The organism is Paenibacillus sp. YIM B09110, assembly GCF_037167145.1.
Lineage (GTDB): Bacteria > Bacillota > Bacilli > Paenibacillales > Paenibacillaceae > Pristimantibacillus.
Genome location: NZ_JBANSP010000012.1, coordinates 86,939 through 105,826, shown reverse-complemented (window position 1 = coordinate 105,826; position 18,888 = coordinate 86,939). Strand labels below are relative to the sequence as shown.

The 18,888-nt window shown below is 46.8% G+C and carries 14 protein-coding genes; 3 read left to right on the top strand and 11 right to left on the bottom strand.

Annotation, left to right across the window (positions count from 1 at the left end; translation table 11 throughout):
- The first annotated feature begins 99 nt into the window (after window positions 1–99).
- Window positions 100–825, top strand: coding sequence for a helix-turn-helix domain-containing protein (locus V8F51_RS18610; RefSeq protein ID WP_337101867.1), 726 nt, complete (start codon window positions 100–102; stop codon window positions 823–825).
- 52 nt (window positions 826–877) lie between these two features.
- Here the strand turns inward: V8F51_RS18610 and V8F51_RS18605 are convergent, their stop codons facing one another.
- A complete protein-coding gene (locus V8F51_RS18605; RefSeq protein ID WP_337101866.1) occupies window positions 878–3,103 on the bottom strand; it encodes an MMPL family transporter in 2,226 nt (741 codons plus the stop codon).
- Between the two features lie 176 nt (window positions 3,104–3,279).
- Here V8F51_RS18605 and V8F51_RS18600 point away from each other — a divergent pair, with 176 nt between their 5' ends.
- Complete coding sequence (locus V8F51_RS18600; protein ID WP_337101865.1) at window positions 3,280–4,476, top strand: sensor histidine kinase; 1,197 nt, start codon at window positions 3,280–3,282, stop codon at window positions 4,474–4,476.
- Window positions 4,473–5,135, top strand: a complete 663-nt coding sequence (locus V8F51_RS18595; RefSeq protein ID WP_337101864.1) for a response regulator transcription factor — start codon at window positions 4,473–4,475, stop codon at window positions 5,133–5,135. Before V8F51_RS18600 ends, V8F51_RS18595 begins: the two co-directional genes overlap by 4 nt.
- 88 nt (window positions 5,136–5,223) lie before the next feature.
- Here the strand turns inward: V8F51_RS18595 and V8F51_RS18590 are convergent, their stop codons facing one another.
- From V8F51_RS18590 to V8F51_RS18545, 10 genes are all read right to left on the bottom strand, one after another.
- Window positions 5,224–6,678 (bottom strand): DHA2 family efflux MFS transporter permease subunit, encoded by a 1,455-nt coding sequence (locus V8F51_RS18590; RefSeq protein ID WP_442956458.1) that lies wholly within the window; start codon window positions 6,676–6,678, stop codon window positions 5,224–5,226.
- 237 nt (window positions 6,679–6,915) lie between these two features.
- Window positions 6,916–7,677: an SDR family oxidoreductase gene (locus V8F51_RS18585; protein WP_337101861.1), complete on the bottom strand. Its 762-nt coding sequence runs from the start codon at window positions 7,675–7,677 to the stop codon at window positions 6,916–6,918.
- 26 nt (window positions 7,678–7,703) lie between these two features.
- Window positions 7,704–9,506, bottom strand: coding sequence for a beta-glucuronidase (uidA, locus tag V8F51_RS18580; protein ID WP_337101860.1), 1,803 nt, complete (start codon window positions 9,504–9,506; stop codon window positions 7,704–7,706).
- 2 nt (window positions 9,507–9,508) lie between these two features.
- A complete protein-coding gene (locus V8F51_RS18575) occupies window positions 9,509–10,795 on the bottom strand; it encodes a glycoside hydrolase family 1 protein (protein WP_337101859.1) in 1,287 nt (428 codons plus the stop codon).
- Between the two features lie 185 nt (window positions 10,796–10,980).
- On the bottom strand, window positions 10,981–11,535 hold the full coding sequence (locus V8F51_RS18570; protein ID WP_337101858.1) for a GDSL-type esterase/lipase family protein: 555 nt from the start codon (window positions 11,533–11,535) through the stop codon (window positions 10,981–10,983).
- 180 nt (window positions 11,536–11,715) lie between these two features.
- A complete protein-coding gene (locus V8F51_RS18565; RefSeq protein WP_337101857.1) occupies window positions 11,716–13,320 on the bottom strand; it encodes a response regulator transcription factor in 1,605 nt (534 codons plus the stop codon).
- Window positions 13,317–15,074 (bottom strand): sensor histidine kinase, encoded by a 1,758-nt coding sequence (locus V8F51_RS18560; protein WP_337101856.1) that lies wholly within the window; start codon window positions 15,072–15,074, stop codon window positions 13,317–13,319. The genes V8F51_RS18565 and V8F51_RS18560 overlap by 4 nt, the downstream gene beginning before the upstream one ends.
- A gap of 106 nt (window positions 15,075–15,180) precedes the next feature.
- On the bottom strand, window positions 15,181–16,065 hold the full coding sequence (locus tag V8F51_RS18555) for a carbohydrate ABC transporter permease (RefSeq protein WP_442956455.1): 885 nt from the start codon (window positions 16,063–16,065) through the stop codon (window positions 15,181–15,183).
- Window positions 16,066–16,077: 12 nt separating this feature from the next.
- Window positions 16,078–17,043, bottom strand: a complete 966-nt coding sequence (locus tag V8F51_RS18550; RefSeq protein WP_337101854.1) for an ABC transporter permease — start codon at window positions 17,041–17,043, stop codon at window positions 16,078–16,080.
- 202 nt (window positions 17,044–17,245) lie between these two features.
- Window positions 17,246–18,802, bottom strand: coding sequence for an ABC transporter substrate-binding protein (locus V8F51_RS18545; RefSeq protein ID WP_337101853.1), 1,557 nt, complete (start codon window positions 18,800–18,802; stop codon window positions 17,246–17,248).
- Window positions 18,803–18,888: the final 86 nt, after the last annotated feature.

Genomic DNA, 18,888 nt, shown 5'->3' with positions numbered 1-18,888 from the left:
TAATACTTACACTACTATTCTAGAAAAATTATAGTTACAACTCTTACACTATTGTTGTTTTTCAAGATAAATTGTTGCTTGATATGGTACAATTGAAACATGAAAAATAGTTCAGATTTATTACGAGAACATTCCATTCGTTCCGAATATGCAACTGATTATTCCGAAAAAATTACGCTGCTCATGATAAACCTGCAAGATGCGCTTCTAACATTAAATATCGAAGCAGTACGGCGGGTAGCTTCCAATGCGGAACAGATCAAAGATATTAAAATCTTAGTTGAAGAAGAAGATGTGAATATTTTAAAACTTTATATGGCTTCAACGATCACTTCTTTTGTCTCCATATCGATTCAAAACGGATTACCCAAAGATGTAGCGGAAATAAAGAAGAAAACAATTTACAAGCAGATTGCGCATTGCCATGACAATGCAGAGTTAACCAATTGTCATATTCAATTTGTAGAGGAGCTTATTGAAGCCATTAATCAATATTCCATCAAGCGCTACTCTCCTATTGTTAAGATGGCGATTGAATATATTCATAACAACAAGTTTAGATTTATCTATTCCAAGGATGTTGCTGTCGCAACAAAAGTAAATCGAAGTTATCTCTCGAAAAGGTTCAGTGAAGAGGTAGGTCAGACCATTACCGGCTATATCCACCTGGTTAAAATGGAACTAGCCATTGAATTGATGGGAAGCAATCTCTACCGTTACAATGAAATTGCCGAACTATTGGGATACGCCAACTATCCATACTTTAATAAAGTGTTTAAGAAGTTTTACTCCAAAACCCCTCATGCCTATATGAGAGAGAGGTAGCGAGCACATGCAAACAAGGCATCCGTAAGTTCAGATGCCTTGTCTGCATGTGCTAAGTCCGCTCGATCGATACCTTTACTTGCTCAAGCATAGGATGATCCGCCTGTTTCTTCATTTTCATTTCTTCCATTACGGACTCGCCTTCAATGTCCAAATTAGGGAGTATGCGATCAAGCCATCGCGGCAAATACCAAGCCGACTTGCCCAATATCGTCATAACGGCCGGCACAAGCATCATCCTCACGACAAAAGCATCAAATAGAATCCCAAAGGCGAGCGCGAAGCCCATCGACTTTACGATAGCTTCTTCGGACAACATGAAGCCCATAAATACGGAAACCATAATCAATCCTGCCGCGGTAACAACCGCGCCGCTATGCTTGATGCCGGCTAGAACAGCACGACGGGCATTTCCGGTATGCTTGTACTCTTCGCGCATTCGGCTAAGCAGGAATACCTCATAGTCCATGGCTAGTCCGAACAAGATACCCACTACGATAATCGGGAGGAAATTCAGAATCGGACCCGAAGCGTGGAAGCCGAACAAATTGCCCATATTTCCGTCTTGGACGACGTATACAACGAATCCAAGTGTAGCTGCCAGTGAAAGGACAAAGCCCAAAACCGCTTTGATAGGCACGAGCAAGGAACGGAACACCACAACCAGCAGGACAAAGGCTAGTCCCACAACAACGATCGCGAACTTCGGCAGCGCATCATTCAGCTTTTGGGAAATATCGATGCTAACCGCTGTACTGCCTGTCACAAGAACCTCGACATCATTTTGTACTTGAATGTCAGAAGCCGCGTCTCGAATCTGTTGCACCAACTCCTTCGTCTTCACATCATGTGCTCCGGTAGCAGGAACGACACTTATCAAAGCTACTTTCCCGGACGGACCAAGTACGGCAGGGGCAACGGTCCCTATGTTAGGGAAAGCATTCAACCATTCATTGACACTCGCCAATTGTTCCGAAGATTCGTCTCCCCCATCCGTCTTTGCCAGTATAACAAGCGGACTGTGATAACCTACTCCATAAGCCTCGGAAAGCAAATCATAGGCGCGTCGCTCCGTCTTCTCTGTCGACTTCTGCGCGTCATCCGGCATTCCGAGATTGATGTGGAAGAACGGAACGGCGAGCGTACCGAGCAAGGCAACGCAAGCAATGACAATGATCCATGGACGGCCGGTTACGAAGTTGCCCCAGCGACTTTCCTCGTTCTTATATTTGGATTTAACTTTGAATAGGTTGAACAGTCGATTCTGTTTCTTAGGTCCTACCCTCTCTCCGAGAATGCCAAGCAGTGCCGGCATAATCATAACCGCCGTCAGAACAGCCATAAATACGCATAAGGCGCCTGCAATGCCCATTGCAGTAAGGAATGGAAGCTGCGCAACCGCCAGTCCCGCAAGCCCGATAATAACGGTCACTCCAGCGAATACAACAGAGCTGCCGGCTGTCGCGTTCGCGATCGCAACGGACTCGCTTACGCTGTACCCTTCAGCAAGCTGCTGACGATATCGGGATATAATGAAGAGCGCATAGTCGATGCCAACGGCCAAGCCGAGCATAGCGGCCATCGATAAGGAGCTTGAGGACATATCCATAACGTTCGAGCCGAGCAGCACAGACATTAGACCGATGATCAGTCCAATGATTGCCGATATAATCGGCAGAATTCCCGTCAGAAAAGAAGCAAACATAACGGATAATATAATAAAAGCGATGAGTATGCCTAAACCTTCCGTCGAACCCCCTGCTGCCATCTTCACATAACCCGAGCCTGTTAATTCCGCTTGCCAGCCTTCACCTCGCATCGACTCCGCAACTCTAGCGGCATGATTCTTCGAATCATCGGATACGTCTGCTCCTGGTACCTTATAAGTAATGGTGGCATATCCTATTTTCCCGTCAGAACTTATCGAATTATTCTCATACGGACTTACGATTGATTTGATTTGCGCATCCGTTGCAACCTGCGCCAAGTTTTTCGTTACGAACTGCTGTGCGGACTCTGAAGACAAGCTCTCTTCATCGGGTGCCTTGAACACCATCTGAATCTGGCCGCCATCTTCCTTCGGCGACGGAAATTCCTGACTCAGAAGCTCTAAGGCCTCTTGCGATTTGAGCCCCGGGATTGATGTTGCTTCATTAAATGCCGGGCCAATCGTCAATGCCATTCCGGCTGTAAGCAGCAGAACGAGCAAGCCCCCAACCATAACCTTGATCCGGTTGCTAACCGCCCATAAACCTAACCGATATAAATATTTTGCCATAACACTTTCCACTCCCATCACAACTTATCTGTTTCTGCGTTAATTGTATGATTTATGCAGAGAGGCAACATCGTCCTAACGGGTGGGAGCTTCCATGCACGAAAGTACATGTACCTTCGTACATTTCCAGATCGGAGCGCAGTTCTTTATAATAGAAGATAAGGAGGCGTCGTTAAATGATGGAGAAGAAAGAAGGACTACGGCTAACCAATGAATTATTCGCTTCCCGATTGCCGATATTCATTTGGATATTGATCGTTTATGCAGCGACAGTCGTGATGCAGTTTTATACAGAAGTTCTCATATTGTCAAGCATGGTATTTTCCGCCCTTTTTGCGATTCATGTGTGGCTCCATTGGAATTCGTATCGAATTAAGGATAAATACTTTTGGTTTTATTTTTCCGGACAAGGCCTCTTGATCTATTTTTGCGCGATACTGATGCCCGACGGTTACCAAGCTGTCCTGTTCGGGCTGCTTCCGGTACTGATCACCCAAAGCTTGGGGTTCTCCTATCGGTTAAAAAGAATGGGCTTTGTCGTTCTGATCAGTTTGGTTCTCTTCTTTGATGCCGCGCTTAGCGTTGATGATCTGGATGGCCTTATCCTCTTATTGCCTCTATTCGTTCTTATGCTTGTCATTGTATTGGCATATGGGCTATTGTTCTTCCAACAGGTTCACGAACGGCTTAGAACCCAGAGCTTCCTGCGGGATCTGGAGGCGGCTCACCAGAAGGTTGAGGAGTTAACATTGTCCAATGAACGGCAGCGCATGGCCCGAGATCTACACGATACGCTTGCACAAGGCGTGGCCGGTTTGATTATGCGCTTAGAGGCTGCAAATGCCCACATGGACAAAAATCATTCAGAGCGTGCCCATGAAATCATCAAGCAGTCTATGGCCCAGGCTCGCAGAACTTTAGCAGAGGCACGGCTGGCAATTGACAATCTCCGGGCCAAATCCGCATCGGAGATTGATTTGAAAGACGCCATTCAAAGCGAAGTACAACATTTCAAAGATGCTACGGGTATCCTGGTGTTTCTCCATCTTAAACTAACTAAACGTCTATCCAGGACATTAATGGAGCACAGTCAGCACATTGTGAAGGAATGTCTCACCAATATCGCCAAGCATGCCCAGGCGGACAAGGTATGGGTAAGCCTATCGGATGAACATGGGCAGTTAAACATGGAGGTCAGAGACAACGGGATCGGATTCCATGCCGGTGCAATCGGTAATGAACTGGGTCATTACGGCTTGTTAGGCATCCAAGAACGAGTACGGTTAATTGGGGGGAAGATGAAAATACATAGCAACGCCGAGGGAACGAGCATTAAAGTTGAGACCGCCATTCATGAAGGAGACTCCAAATGACCCCTTATAACATTTTAATTGTTGACGACCATTTCGTTGTCCGGGAAGGCTTGAAGCTGATCTTGGAAACGAGCGAGCAGTTTCAGGTTGTCGGTGAAGCAAAGAACGGCCAAGAGGCGATCAGCCTGATCGAGGAGGTTCACCCTGATGTTGTCCTGATGGACTTGAACATGCCCGTCATGAGCGGTCTGGAAGCCATGCGGGCTTTGAAAGACAACAACTGTTCTGTTCCCATTATTATATTGACGACGTACAACGAAGACGATCTGATGATCAATGGCTTGGCACTAGGAGCCAAAGGCTATTTATTGAAAGATACCGATCGGGATACCTTGTTTCGCCATATCGAATCGGCCGTACGCGGAGAAGCTCTACTGTCGTCAGACATTATGGCACGAGTGCTTGCCGTCCGTGAACAGCAATCCTCTCTAGTCTCCCAAGCTCCGCATAATAAGGAAGAACCGCAGCTGACGGAGAAAGAAATCTATATTTTGAAGTGTGTCGCCCGAGGATTCAAAAGCAAGGAAATCGCCTATGACGTTGGCATTACCGAACGCACCGTCAAAGCCCATCTCACGAATATTTATAACAAACTGGGAGTGGATTCCAGATCGCAGGCAGTCGTTACGGCTATGGAGCGAGGGATATTGCATATGTAGTATAAATCACAACATATATAAAACGTCGACCATGATCTGGTCGACGTCTATTTCACTTCTCAGTTAGTTCATATCCACTGCTCTTATTCTACTTATCCTTCTCGACTGCTACGTGTACCGTATTCCCTTCCTTCGGTGCGAAGGTACGCTTAATGAAGAAGCTGATCACGAGCGCCAGAATGGCTAAGCATAATCCAATGAAGAAGGCGTTGTGCAGACCCGCCACCATCGATTGAATGCCTTCGAGCGGCGAGGTCGGGTCGGGCGATGTTTTCATGTAATCTTTGGCTCCCGACGACATGATGCTGATGAACAAGGCTACGCCAATCGCGCCTGCCACCTGCTGCAGCGTATTCAGAATCGCGGTCCCGTGCGGATATAGATGACGAGGGAGCTGATTCAAGCCGGTCGTTTGCGCCGGCATCATGACCAAAGACATGCCGAGCATCATAATGACATGAATGAAAACAATCCGGCCCTGCGTCCAATCCGCTTCAATGCCCATAAACAGCCATAACGCGATACACATAAGCGCGATGCCGGGAATGACCAGCACTCTAGGACCGAATTTGTCGAACAAGAGGCCAGACACCGGCGCCATAATCCCGTTAATAATGCCTCCGGGCATTAACGCCAATCCCGATGCGAATGCGGTTAGCAGCAATACCTGCTGCATGAAGAGCGGCAGCATAATCATCGTCGAGAAGAGCGACATCATCATGACGAGCATCAATACGGTAACGAGCGAGAACATCGGGTACTTGAAAGCCCGAAGATCCATGATCGGCTCCTTCGAAACAAGCTGCCTCCATACGAAGCATACAAGACTGATGCCGCCGGCAACCAAGCTCCACACGACAATCGGATCCGACCACGAACCGCGTTCGCCTGCACTGCTGAATCCGTATACAATGCCTCCGAAGCCGACGCAGGACAGCAGGATCGATAAAATATCAATCCGTGGTTTCGTAAGGGTCGTTACGTTCTTCATAAATACCAAACCAAACACTACCGAAAACACGGCGAGCGGAATGACCATATAAAACAGCCAGCGCCAGGACAGATGCTCAACAATTAGTCCCGACAATGTGGGGCCAATAACAGGCGCCGTCATGATGACGAGACCGATCATGCCCATAGCGCCGCCGCGTTTCTCCGGCGGGAAGATGGTCAAGATAACATTCATCATGACCGGCATCATCAATCCAGTGCCTAACGCTTGGACAACGCGTCCGGCGAGCAGCACATCGAATATCGGTGCAATCGCGCTGATGACTGTACCAGTCAAAAATAGCACCATTGCCCCAATAAACATTTGTCTTGTTGTAAACCACTGCTGCAATAGCGCTGTAACCGGCACAAGCATGCCGACGACCAGCATGTAGGCCGTTGCCAACCATTGCACAGTCGAATCCGCAATATTGAATTCTTCCATCAGATCAGGAAATGCGATATTGAGCAGCGTTTCATTCAAAATCGCGACGAAAGCCCCAATAATAAGCGCTGCGACGATCGGCCCACGCTTGATGTTGCCCAAATCAATATTCGCAGCATGGCTCTCTCCACTACCGATATTCACTCCAAACTCCTCCTTCTGCTTTATCTATCCAATTATTTATCATGCCTAGTCCAATTTTAACGATTCTTATGAACCTCGCCAAAACGAAAGACAGATATCGGGAGTTAAACTGTGTTCTTCCTCTATAAGGATTGATATGACTTTTCTTCAAATAATGACGCCGGACTCGTTGAGTCCAGCGTCTTTTGTTACCATACTTTATTAATAAGCCGTCCAGCCGGCATCTGCCGTAATGACCGTGCCATTGACGAATTTAGATTCGTCGGAGGCTAGGAACAGTGCAACCTTAGCTATATCTTCCGGTTCACCCAGTCCTGGATTGATGCCCATCCCTGCCATCGCACGCTCTGCACCGAACGGGTTCGGGGCGGTAAGGGATGCGGAAATATTTGTATTCACAGCACCAGGAGCGATCGCGTTACATCGAACTCCCAGTTTGGCATATTGAAAGCCTACGTTCTTCGTTAACCCGACAACGGCATGCTTCGAAGCCGTATACGCGGCGCCTGCGCGCGAACCAAACAGCCCCCCAGCAGATGCGATATTAACGATAACTCCCGCATTCTTTTCCGTGAAGATCGGAAGAACTTTGCGAATCGTCCGCATTGGCCCCGTAGAATTGACAGCAAATACTTTCTCCCAAAGTTCATCCGTGAGGTCTCCTGCTGGAACGAAATTGTCCATGATCCCTGCGTTGTTTACCAAGATATCAACAGATCCAAATTCGTCTACCGCAGTATCGATCAGCCGCTGAACATCGTCTTCAGCAGCAACGTTGGCAGCTACCGCAATCGCTTTGCCACCCTTCTCACTGATTCCTTGTACAACCTTATTCGCATTCTCAAGATTCAAATCAGATACGACGACCTTTGCTCCTTCTACAGCGAAGAGCTCGGCAATGGCTTTTCCCATGCCCGATGCTGCTCCGGTCACAATTGCTACTTTGCCATTTAATTTCACCATGTTAAAACCTCCATTTTCCGAAGTCTCTATTCTGATTTATAGCCGTAATCCGGGATCGCTTGCCATCTGCTGCGCAGTTCATGGGCGGCAGCCTTCGGCTTGCGCTCACGCGTAAATATACCTTTCTTATTCCCCTGAACCCTAATAATACCTTGGCTCGTTTGGAAATCGGAAAAATTCCATACATGCTCCCCAACAAAATGCTCGAATTCATCAAACACCTCGTGATTCGCACGCAAATACTCAACCTGATACTCTTCGGTAAACATAACAGGATCTACATCATGCAGACCTGCAATTGTATCTGCGCCATATTCCGTCATCATAATGGGTTTACCAGGACAACGCTTGAGCCAGCCGTTCAATTCTTGCCGCAGCAAAGCCTTGGCCGTGTCGAAGTCTCCTCCGAACGCGTACCAGCCATAATACCGGTTAAGACACAGCACATCGATTAGTTCAGCTACTTTATCCTTATCCGGGGTGGCCATCATAATATTGACGATCGTTACGGGACGCTTCTGCGGATCAAGCTCCTTAGCTAATTCCACAAGAGGACGGAAGTACTCTTCTGCTCCGTCTTCCTCGGATGCCGGCTCGTTGGCGATACACCACAAGACTACGCTTGGATGATTCTTGTCGCGAGCGATAAGCTCCCGCACCACTTCCTGATGCGTTTCTTGGGTGTTCAATACTTCCCATGTTTTCCTCTTGGGTCCTTGCGTGGGAGCCACATTAAAGTTAAGATGCAACCCGACGGCAGGGGTCTCGTCTATGACCACGATTCCCTCTTTGTCCGCCAGCCGCATAACTTCTTCTGAATATGGATAATGCGCCGTGCGGAAGGAATTGGCGCCCATCCATTTCATCAAACGGAAATCCATGACGTTCGCGGCCTCATTCAGACCTCTGCCATTGAGCGGGGTATCCTCGTGCTTCCCAAAGCCTTTAAAGTAGAACGGCTTGTTGTTAATCAGGAATTGACCGTCCTTAACTTGTACCGTCCTGACTCCAAAAGGCTGCTCATAAACGTCGATGACTTGTCCATCTTCGATGATTTCAAGCTTAAGTTGATACAAATAGGCATTCAGCGGTTCCCATGTCTTCACGTTATCGATCGTGATCGTTCCGGACTCCCCTTGCGTTTCTGTGACGATTGCACCGGATTGATCAATACAGGTCACTTTGACTTGTGCATGACCCTCGATGGCCGCTTCATAACGAACAGTCCCGGTCGACGCATTCAGATCCGTTACGATACTTACATCCTTAACATAGGCCGCCTTAGAGGTCGTATAGATCTTGACGGGTCTATGAAGGCCTCCATAGTTGAAGAAGTCAAAGTATGGATTGTTTTTGACGATCTTGCCCACACCAGGCATTTCCATCTCGCTATAGCTTCCCATTGGCAGCGTGGTTTCGTCTACGATGTTGTTTACCGCGACTGTTAGACGATTCTTGCTTGCTTGAAGGTATGCATTGATCTCAGCTTCGAAGGGCGTGAATCCGCCGATATGTTCGACGACAAGCTTCCCGTTCACATATACCTGTGCCTTATGAGTGGCTGAACCAAATCTAAGAACGATTCGTTCAGTGAACAATAGGTTCGGCACCGTAAAGTCTCTTTCATACCAGACCCATCCTACATGGTTGCGGATGTCAGCGGTAACCCCTGCATCGTTATAAGAAGACGGAACGGACATGCTTATCGGATCCTTCAGGTAGTCGTTATACCATTCTTCTTGAAAGCCATTTCCTGAATCGAGACTAAAATTCCAAATACCGCTTAAATCTATAATGCTGCGAGTTTCCGTTACGATAGGATATAACATGTTTATCTAGCTCCTTTGTCTGCCAGCTCATTCGCTGAGGCGATATTTCCATAATGTTTGGCGCTTGGCTTCGGATACCTCACCTGTGTCGCGCGGTCAACAGCAATAAGTCCAAAACGCTTAGAAAATCCAAGCTGCCATTCGAAATTATCAAGCAACGACCAGTGCATGTAACCATTTACCGGAATTCCATCAGCGATACATGCATGAACACCTCTTAGGGCACGATCAATAAAAGCGATGCGTCGTTCGTCATTTTCTGTAGCCACTCCGTTCTCCGTGACGAAGATCGGCTTATCCAGATGCTTCGAGATGCATCGGATAACTGCCTCCAGCCCTTGCGGGTAGAACTCATTTCCCATTTGGGTCTTCTCCGCATCATCCGGAACCGGTAGCATGCCATCTGGTCCATATACCGAACGAGTATAGTTCTGCAAGCCGAAGAAATCGTCGTCCTTCAGATACTCCTTGAATTGCAGTAATTCCTCCTGCAAGGCATGCGCTGCATTCTCTTCACCGCCAGGTATACTCTGAATGTCGTACAAGGACATGGTGATGCCGACTTGCGTATGCGGACTGATCTGCCGAATAATCGATCTTGCCTCTGTATGCGCCTGAAAGATGACTTCCAATCCCTTCTCTGTACGCGGACCGAGGAAGGAGTGTACTTCTTGTGGTGGTACTCCAAAGGCTTTGCTTACTTCCACCATATACGTCTGCATACGAGCTGCCATATCCGTGTTGATGCCGACTTGGGCTGTGCCTCCCGATTGGTGGCGTTTCATGATCTTGGCAATGCCAATTGAGATATTCGCTTCATTGATCGTGCATACGTAAGGAATATATTCACCAAGCTCGCTCATAACCTTACCGCAATAACGAGCGAAACGTGCAGGTGTCTCCTCAGATTCCCAACCTCCCGAGCGAATGGCCCATACCGGAGTCGTGAAATGATGAAGCGTCACGATCGGCGTAATATTGTTGTCATGGCAAGCCTTCAAAACGTTCCGGTAATGCTCGATAGCCAATTCGTCATAGACGCCTTCTTCAGGCTCGATTCTTGCCCACTCGATCGAGAATCGGTATGCATTCAGCCCCAGTTCAGCCATCATGGCGATATCCTCGCGGAAGAGGCGGTAGTGCTTGACAGCATCACCCGAGCGTTCTTTAAACATAGATCCTTCCAAATTCTCCATAACCCAAAAATCAGAGTGTATATTATTGCCTTCTACCTGATGGGCAGCAGTTGATGCTCCCCACAAGAATCCATTAGGAAATTGAAGCGTCATTGTGGATTTCCCCCTATAGTAGTTCGGTTTTAAGTCCCTATTATCATTTTAGCTATTGCCCTTCTTGCAAACTAACGTTTTGACGACTACATGACTGTCGCTTTCACGACTTATTAAACGCGATACGAACAACTCACTGCATAACGAAGAAGGCAACTCAGGTCATTTTCCCGAGTTGCCTTTTCTTATAGATACTTTTGAATTTCTTCCCTTACAACTTCATACCCCTTGATGGTTAGATGAAGACCGTCATACGTATATTCTTCGTGAAGCAAGCCTTCCCCATCTATTAACTTTGGATAAAGATCGATATAAGAGATCTGATCATTTGATGCGATTTCAAGAATTTCAATATTTATTCGCTGAATATCATGGTTGTTCCGCAATCCCGCCTGCGATGCAGGGAATAACTGATTAACAGGGTAGATCGATTGCAAATAGAGCTTGGTTGCCGGCAAGTGTTGCTGAATGTTCGTAACGATTTTTTTAATACTCTCAACGATTACAGGCGGTTTAATGTCAAAACCCAGGTCATTCGTTCCGATTAGCAAAAATACTTTCGCAGGCTCTAAATCGTATACGATATCCTTCATGAGATTCAACACATCCTGCGTTTTGTCGCCTCCGATACCGCGATTGTACATCGCCTTGCCGCACTTTAACATCTCATGAATCGGGAAACCTTCCGTAATCGAATCGCCGATAAACAAGATACCGCCTTTTTCCACGCTCTTGTTCAATTCAACAAAATTGGCTAATCGCTGTGTCCGATGCCTTTGTTGGAGATGTATTAGAACTTGACTAACATTGTCCGGTAGTTGTTGCATAAGATCACTCCCATCTTTTATACAATCGTAAGAAATTACGTTGTGAACGTCTAACGCTTTGACGACTATATTGATGGAACTTTAACGACTTTTTTATTTTGTATTCCCGTGTTGGCTTCGGTACTCCGTTGGTCCGATTCCAACATATTTTTTGAATATTTTAGCGAAATGAGAGAAGTTCGTATACCCGATCGCGGAAGCGATCGAACTGATCGGAATGTTCGTCTCGGATAATAACGACTTCGCATGCTTAATTCGTTCCAGAAGAATATAGTCCGAAATAGAAGATCCCGTTTCCTTCTTGAATATTCTTGACAGGTAGTCGGGATTTAGGAAAACCTGTTCTGCCACCTGCTCCCGCGAAATGTCTTGATCCATGTTATGCGCAATATAGCGTTTAACGGTTTCGATGACGGTATCGGTCTCGTTAACCACATCCGCTTGTTTCATGGCCTTGCTCACGACATGATGAACCCAACCCATCATGTCGGTTACGGACCGCCCTGCTTTTTCGGATAACCGTCTTGATATTACGTCACCAAACAATTGATGCGCTTGAACCCCTTTAAAGTTCAGGAACGAGTAAAGCACTTGCATAAAATCTTGATGAAATTGATGAAGAACTTCAGCATCCATCTCCTGGTTGCGAACGAGATCGCCAAGAACCTTATCGACTTCGCGCAGGACGGCTTCCTGTGTTCCCGTCTTTAACAAGGAAGCGATGTTACTTAGCGCTGGCAAATTGACAGGTTGAATCGTCTGCCATGAATAGGGGTCGGCAAATACCTGATTAACGAATGCTACGTTGTTGGTATTGCGTTGTCTTAAACGCATCACCATTTCGGCCATTTCATGCGCTTGAACTCCTCCACCCACATAACAAGATAAATCGCAGTAAAAATATTGATGGCAAGATTCAATGTAGTTACTGCATGCATCGACGAATGAAGTGGTATCCTCTTCGGGATCTCCACCGACAGCCAAGACAACAAGCAGCATCCCCCGTTCGAGAGGGAAGCATATTCCATTGGAATGGCTGCCTTTGATGATTTCATCGGCGGAGTTTTTGAGGGCGTATTCGAGTATCTTCTCATCCCTGCGATTTAAAGGTTTGTTCCAACGTTGAACCGCGATTAGAATCGGAACAAAGACAGATCCTTCCGTAATCGGGATATGATGCCGCTCCACCTGCTCCCGAACCGCGTCAGCATGGCTTGGCGTCGACTGGTTGATCAGATCGAGCCAGAAACGCTCAATGATATAGGCATGATGCTTCGTCCACAATTGATGGGAGTGGGTATGCCGGGTTGTTTCGGTTTTAAGGTCAATGACGCTTTGCGCTTCCCGAATTGCAAGTTCCAAGTCATCCGCAAGAACAGGCTTGAGCAGATAATCGAGACTTCCTAATTTCAGCGCTTCCTTGGCATACTTAAAGTCGGCATGACTTGTCAGGAAGATTGTTACCGTATCCGGATAATGTTCTCTCACCCAGGCAACCAGTTCCATCCCGCTGCCTTGCGGCATTTCAATATCGCAAAGCATGATATCTATGACTTCCTTCTCGAAAATGTCCATGGCTTGCCGCATGCTGTATGCCGTAAACAAATTTGTGATATCTAACTTCGCAAGATCCAGATCGGCTTTCACACCTTCGATGGCATGAACTTCGTCGTCAACCAGCAGCATCTGATAGGTCATGTCGTTTCCTCCATCTCCGCGCGAGTAGGAAGGATTAATTCCACTACCGCGCCTCCTGTTTCTCCATGGTTAAAGAAGCGAATGGTCATCTGTTCACCGTATAACAGCCTTAGACGCCTTTGCACATTCCATATCCCCGTATGTTCGCCCAGCTCATTCTGAACACTTCGTCCAGCCTGCAGTTCAATTAGGATGTCGTCGGCGAATCCTTTACCCGAATCCTCGATTCGAATGATGATATGAGAACCGCTTTCTTCGTCAGCAAATCGGATGCGAACAGCTATGTGAATGGTTTTTTCCATTGTAACCGCATATTTGATCGAATTCTCGACGAATGACTGTATGGAAAGCGGTGGCACCGGCACATCCGATAAATAGTCAGGGGAATCGACTTGCCATGTTAATTGCCCAGGGAATCGCAACATCTGAATGCTCAAATAATTTCGTGTATGTTCAAGCTCATCTTTAAGTTTCACGAAGGACGTGTTGCTGCGGAACAGAAAACGGAAATATTGAATCAGAGCCATCGTCATTTGCATAATCAGTTCGAAATTTTTAACTTTAGCAAGGTTATAAACGATATTAAGCGCGTTTAAGAAGAAATGCGGGTTCACTTGAAGTTGAAGCCTCTGCAGCTCTTCCCTCTGCTTGTTAAGCTGCTCTTCGTAAACGTTAACGCGAAGCATCTCAACTTCCGTCATCATTGCATTAAACGATTCACCTAACAGCCTGAATTCTTCCGAAGTCTGATGCAAGTCCACGCGTTTGCTCCAATCACCGCTTCTGACTTTCTTCATGGCCAGCAATATCCGGGTTAATGGCACCAAGATAGACTGTCTCATAGCGTATAAACCGATTGGAACAAATAGCAAAGTGACAGCCGTAATCAGCCATATAATCCACTGAAGATACGGAAGCTTAGCCAATATATGCTGATCAGGAATGAGCGCAATCAAACTAAAATCACCCCGCATGGAAGGAGCACCTACCACCAGATACTTTTCCTTGGAGCCGGATAGGTAATAGTCTTTCTTCTGCTGTTGCAGTTCGATTCCTTGAAATGTATTCTTATCCATTCCCGTAATGGGATCGCCTATCGAACTTGCGAGCAGGACGGAGCCCCCAACGCCGATCTGAAGGGAATTGAGAGGTTTTAACAACCGATCAGTTCTCACCAAAGCACCCATAAAAACATTGCCCGACTGAATAATGTCGATTAGATAGTCATCTTGTCCGATATGATGGTGCTGCCATCTCTTCACAGACGTTCCTTTAGCAATTCGTCCCTCTTGCATCAACGCTACGACATGACTCTCGACTCGATCAATTTCTTCATAAGGAATATTTCCTTGCGATACAACCATAAAATCCTGACGATCAGCCTGGTATACGAAATAAGAATTAATCGAATCGTAAAGCACGATCTCCTTGGTCAACTTATTATACAAATAGACCTTCGCGCTGAAGTATTCCGTATCCGTCTTCGCCTGGCCAAGCGACACCAAGTCGGAGCTTGAGCTGCCGCCGATCGTATTCATATAAGCATCGGCATCGTTCAAACCGGTGTCGATCTGGTTCATATAGAGCGTCAGCATCTTATTATACGAATCGGCGACTTGACCGCGAACAACATGAATGGCATAAAAATTATTGTACAAGAGCATTCCAACTAGCGGAATCGTCATGAGCAGCACACTTAAGATCAGCTTCCGCCTCAAGGAACCTCGCCTTTGTCCCCAACTACGAATATTCAATGCATCTGCTCCTTTGAATGGATTTACCGTTCCATCATACAAGCAAATAAGGTCAAAACGCCACAACCTCGAGATGAAAGTTGTGGCGTAGCTACGCTAATATTAATTAACCCTTTACTGCGCCGACCATGATCCCCTTAATAAAATACTTTTGGAAGAACGGGTACGCGATTAGAATCGGCAGCGCCCCCATGACCGCCATTGCCATCTTGACCGAATCGGTCGGCATGATCGCCATCGCTTCGCCTTGGCCCGCCTGCATGTTAGTTGTAATAAACTGGATGTCCTGCATAATGCGGTTCAGCAAATTCTGAATGCTGAAAAATTCAGGTTTTGTAATATAGACCATGCCGTTCTGCCAATCATTCCAGTACATGATGGACGTGAACATTCCCATCGTCGCCACAACGGGTGTCGAGAGCGGAAGCACCACCGACCAAAGGATTCGGTACTCGCTTGCGCCATCCAACTGCGCGGACTCAATCAAGGGCGATGGTACTGTCGTTTGGAAGAAAGTCCGCATCATCATCATGTAATATCCGTTTGTCAGCAATCCAGGAACAATCAGCGCCCAGATTGTGTTCTTAATCTCAAAGAGCTGCGTGTACACGAGGTACGTAGGCACAAGCCCGCCGTTGAACAGCATGGTGAAGAATACAAGAAACATAATCAAGTTCCGATACGGTGTCTCTTTTCTCGAGAGCGGATAGGCAATGAGTGTTGTGATCGCTACCCCGACGGCTGTTCCGAACACCGTTACGAATACCGAGACGCCGTACGCCCTTACGATATCCGCGCCTCTTGCAAATAAATAATCGTATGCCGCCGTGCTGAACACTTGCGGGAAGAACGAATAACCGTGCGCCACGATCGCGTTCTGATCCGTGAAGGAAGCTGAAATCAGCAGAATGAGCGGTATAATACAAATTGCTGCGAACAGGAAAATAACGATATGACTTATTAAGGTTATGGATTTGCTTTCCGTTTTCAACATGACGCCTCCTTAGAATAATGCGTTGTCTTTGCTGTAACGACGCACCGAATAGTTCGCCAGCACGACGAGAATAAATCCGACGATGGACTGATAAACACCCGCCGCGGTAGACATTCCCATGTCGCCCCCGCCAGAGAGCCCTCTGAACACGTACGTATCGATCGTCGCCGTCGTCTCGAACAATGCTCCGGCGTTCATCGGCACCTGGTAAAACAAACCGAAATCCGAGTAGAAGATCCGCCCTACGCTAAGTAGCGACATCAAGATGATGATCGGCATTATCGACGGCAGAGTGATGTGGGTAATCTGCTTCCAACGGCTCGCACCGTCCAGTCTTGCCGCTTCGTAGTATTCTTCGTCGATGCCCAGCAGCGCCGCGAAGAAGACAATGCTGGAATAACCGACACCCTTCCAGAAATGGACTAAAGTCAATATGACGGGCCAGTACTTCGCCTCACTGTACCAAGAGATGCCTTCTTCAATACCCAGCCATGGAAGCACTGTTCGATTGATAAAGCCTACCTCTCCGCTTAGCATCGCGTACACAAGGTAGCTGACGATGACCATGGAGATGAGATGCGGCAATGTAATAAGACTCTGGTATGTCTTAAGCAGCACTTTATTCTTGATCTCATTCAACAAGATCGCACAGCCAAGGGCCAAAACGGTCCCTAGAATGATGAATACGAGATTGTAGAGAATCGTGTTGCGCGTAATGATGTACGCATCCGACGTTTTGAACAGATATTCAAAGTTGTCAAAACCTACCCAATCGCTCTGAAGGATACCTTTGGCGAAGTTGATATCCTTGAAGGCGATGACGATTCCCAGCATGGGGAGAAAGTTATTGAAGAGCAAATAGAGAAGACCTGGGATCATCATAATTAACAATGGCAAATGTTTTTTGTGAATGGTCTTCTTTTTCTTCTTGTTCGGCTCCGCTTGCACGGCCGCCGCTGCTGCGGCTTGTTCCATCTTTTAGTCCCTTCTTTCTTATGTCTAATGATGTCTTCATTAACCTAATCATAAGGGATTGGTATTGGTGCAACTAACGGTATGCCGACTTCTTCAATGACGGTTTCACGACTTTAGGGACGGTTTGAAGTTTCTTTTACGGTATTCATATAAATAAAAAAAACCGGATCTCTGCTACTAGAGATCCGGCGCTTTTCGTTCATTATTGATTAGCAGTTACCCATTCATCCAGTTGCTTCTGCTTCTCGGTCATGACTTTATCAAGTCCTGCAGCCTTCAACTTATCGTTGAACTCTTTGAGCTTATCGGCAGGATCAACAGTCCCCGACTCAAGCACTTTACGATATTGTTCAACGACGTTATTCAAAGCCGTTATTTCGTTCTTGACAGGGTCCTGGTTGAAAGCAAATCCAAGCGCTTTCGATTTAACAGCATTCGCATTAAATTCCTTCACTTGTTCCCAATGATCCGCTGCTTGTGAACTATTAACATAGGTAATGAGCGGGTTGCCAAGGAGCCAAGCTTGCATGTTATACCCTACGTTTGACGGATTAATGCCTTCTGGATACTCAATCTGTGTTTCCGATGTCTTAACGTAGTGCTTGCCCTCGATTCCCCACACCAACAGGTTAGCGAGTTTGCTGTTCGTATACATTAGATTGAGCATCATCATCGCACGTTCAGGATTCTCTGAATGCTGGGCGATCGAATACAATCCAGTAAGGAGGTCACTGGTCGTCGAGTAGGCATTAGGCATCAAGTTGACTACAACCACTTCTGTCCCTGCTTGTCGGCTATTTCCTGCTTCTGTTCCCGGCTCGCTCTTAATCATATAAGAGAAAGCCTTTCCAGCTTTAACTAGATCGACGGGATTTGTCTGAGTTGTAGCAGCATCCTTGTTGATATAGCCGGCTTTATACCATTTATGTGCCATATTCAACAGATCTGCATACTCCGCAGACTCATAATAGTTCTCGATCTTAAATCCATTATCATATCCCGGCAGTACGCCATAGCGGTCTCCAAGGCGGTCGAATGAACGGTAGAATTCCAGCGGCGAAGATAGACCGCTCGCGAGCGGCGCTATGTTCGGCTCGTTGTCCTTGATCGTCTGGAAGATGCTGTCCAGGTCTTGCAAAGACTTGATGGAAGTAATATCAATATTGTACTTCTCGATTAGGTCTTTTCTCATCGCGATCCCAGGTACCGACGCATAAACACCGGTGACAGGCACGCTATATATTTTTCCATTAATTACGGCAGCCTTCATATTGTCTTCACCAACAGCCTCAACAATTCCCTGCCCGTATTTCGCAAGCAGCTCGTCAAGTTCCTTGACTGTCCCTTGTGCCACTGCATAAGAATAACCTTGCCCAAAAGTAAAGTATAAATCCAACTTTTCTCCGCCAGAGTTCATGAGATTAAGCTGCTGACCCCAAGCACCGATGCTGATCGGAAGCAGTGTAACCGTTGTGTTGATTTCCGCTTGCGTAATTTTGTTGACTTCCGCTTGAACCTCCGCAATATCTGCTGGAACAGCCCCGAATATAGGAAGCGCAAGTGTGAGATCGTATGGATCTTTGATGGCCTCATTCGAACCTTCTGTTGTTTGTCCCGCATCGTTTGTCGGATTGCCCCCGTTGCCTGCATTGCTGCTGTTGCTTTCATTATTGCCATTGTTAGACGAACAAGCAGCTAGTATAACCGTCAAGAGAGCCGTGACTAGCAAAATCTTGAATGCTTTGAATTTCCGATTCATTTTCTTCCCCCCCGTGTATTTGGTTATCTTGGTTTGCTCTCTTAGTATAGCTTTTGGCTTGAAACCTCAACTAACACTTTGACGAC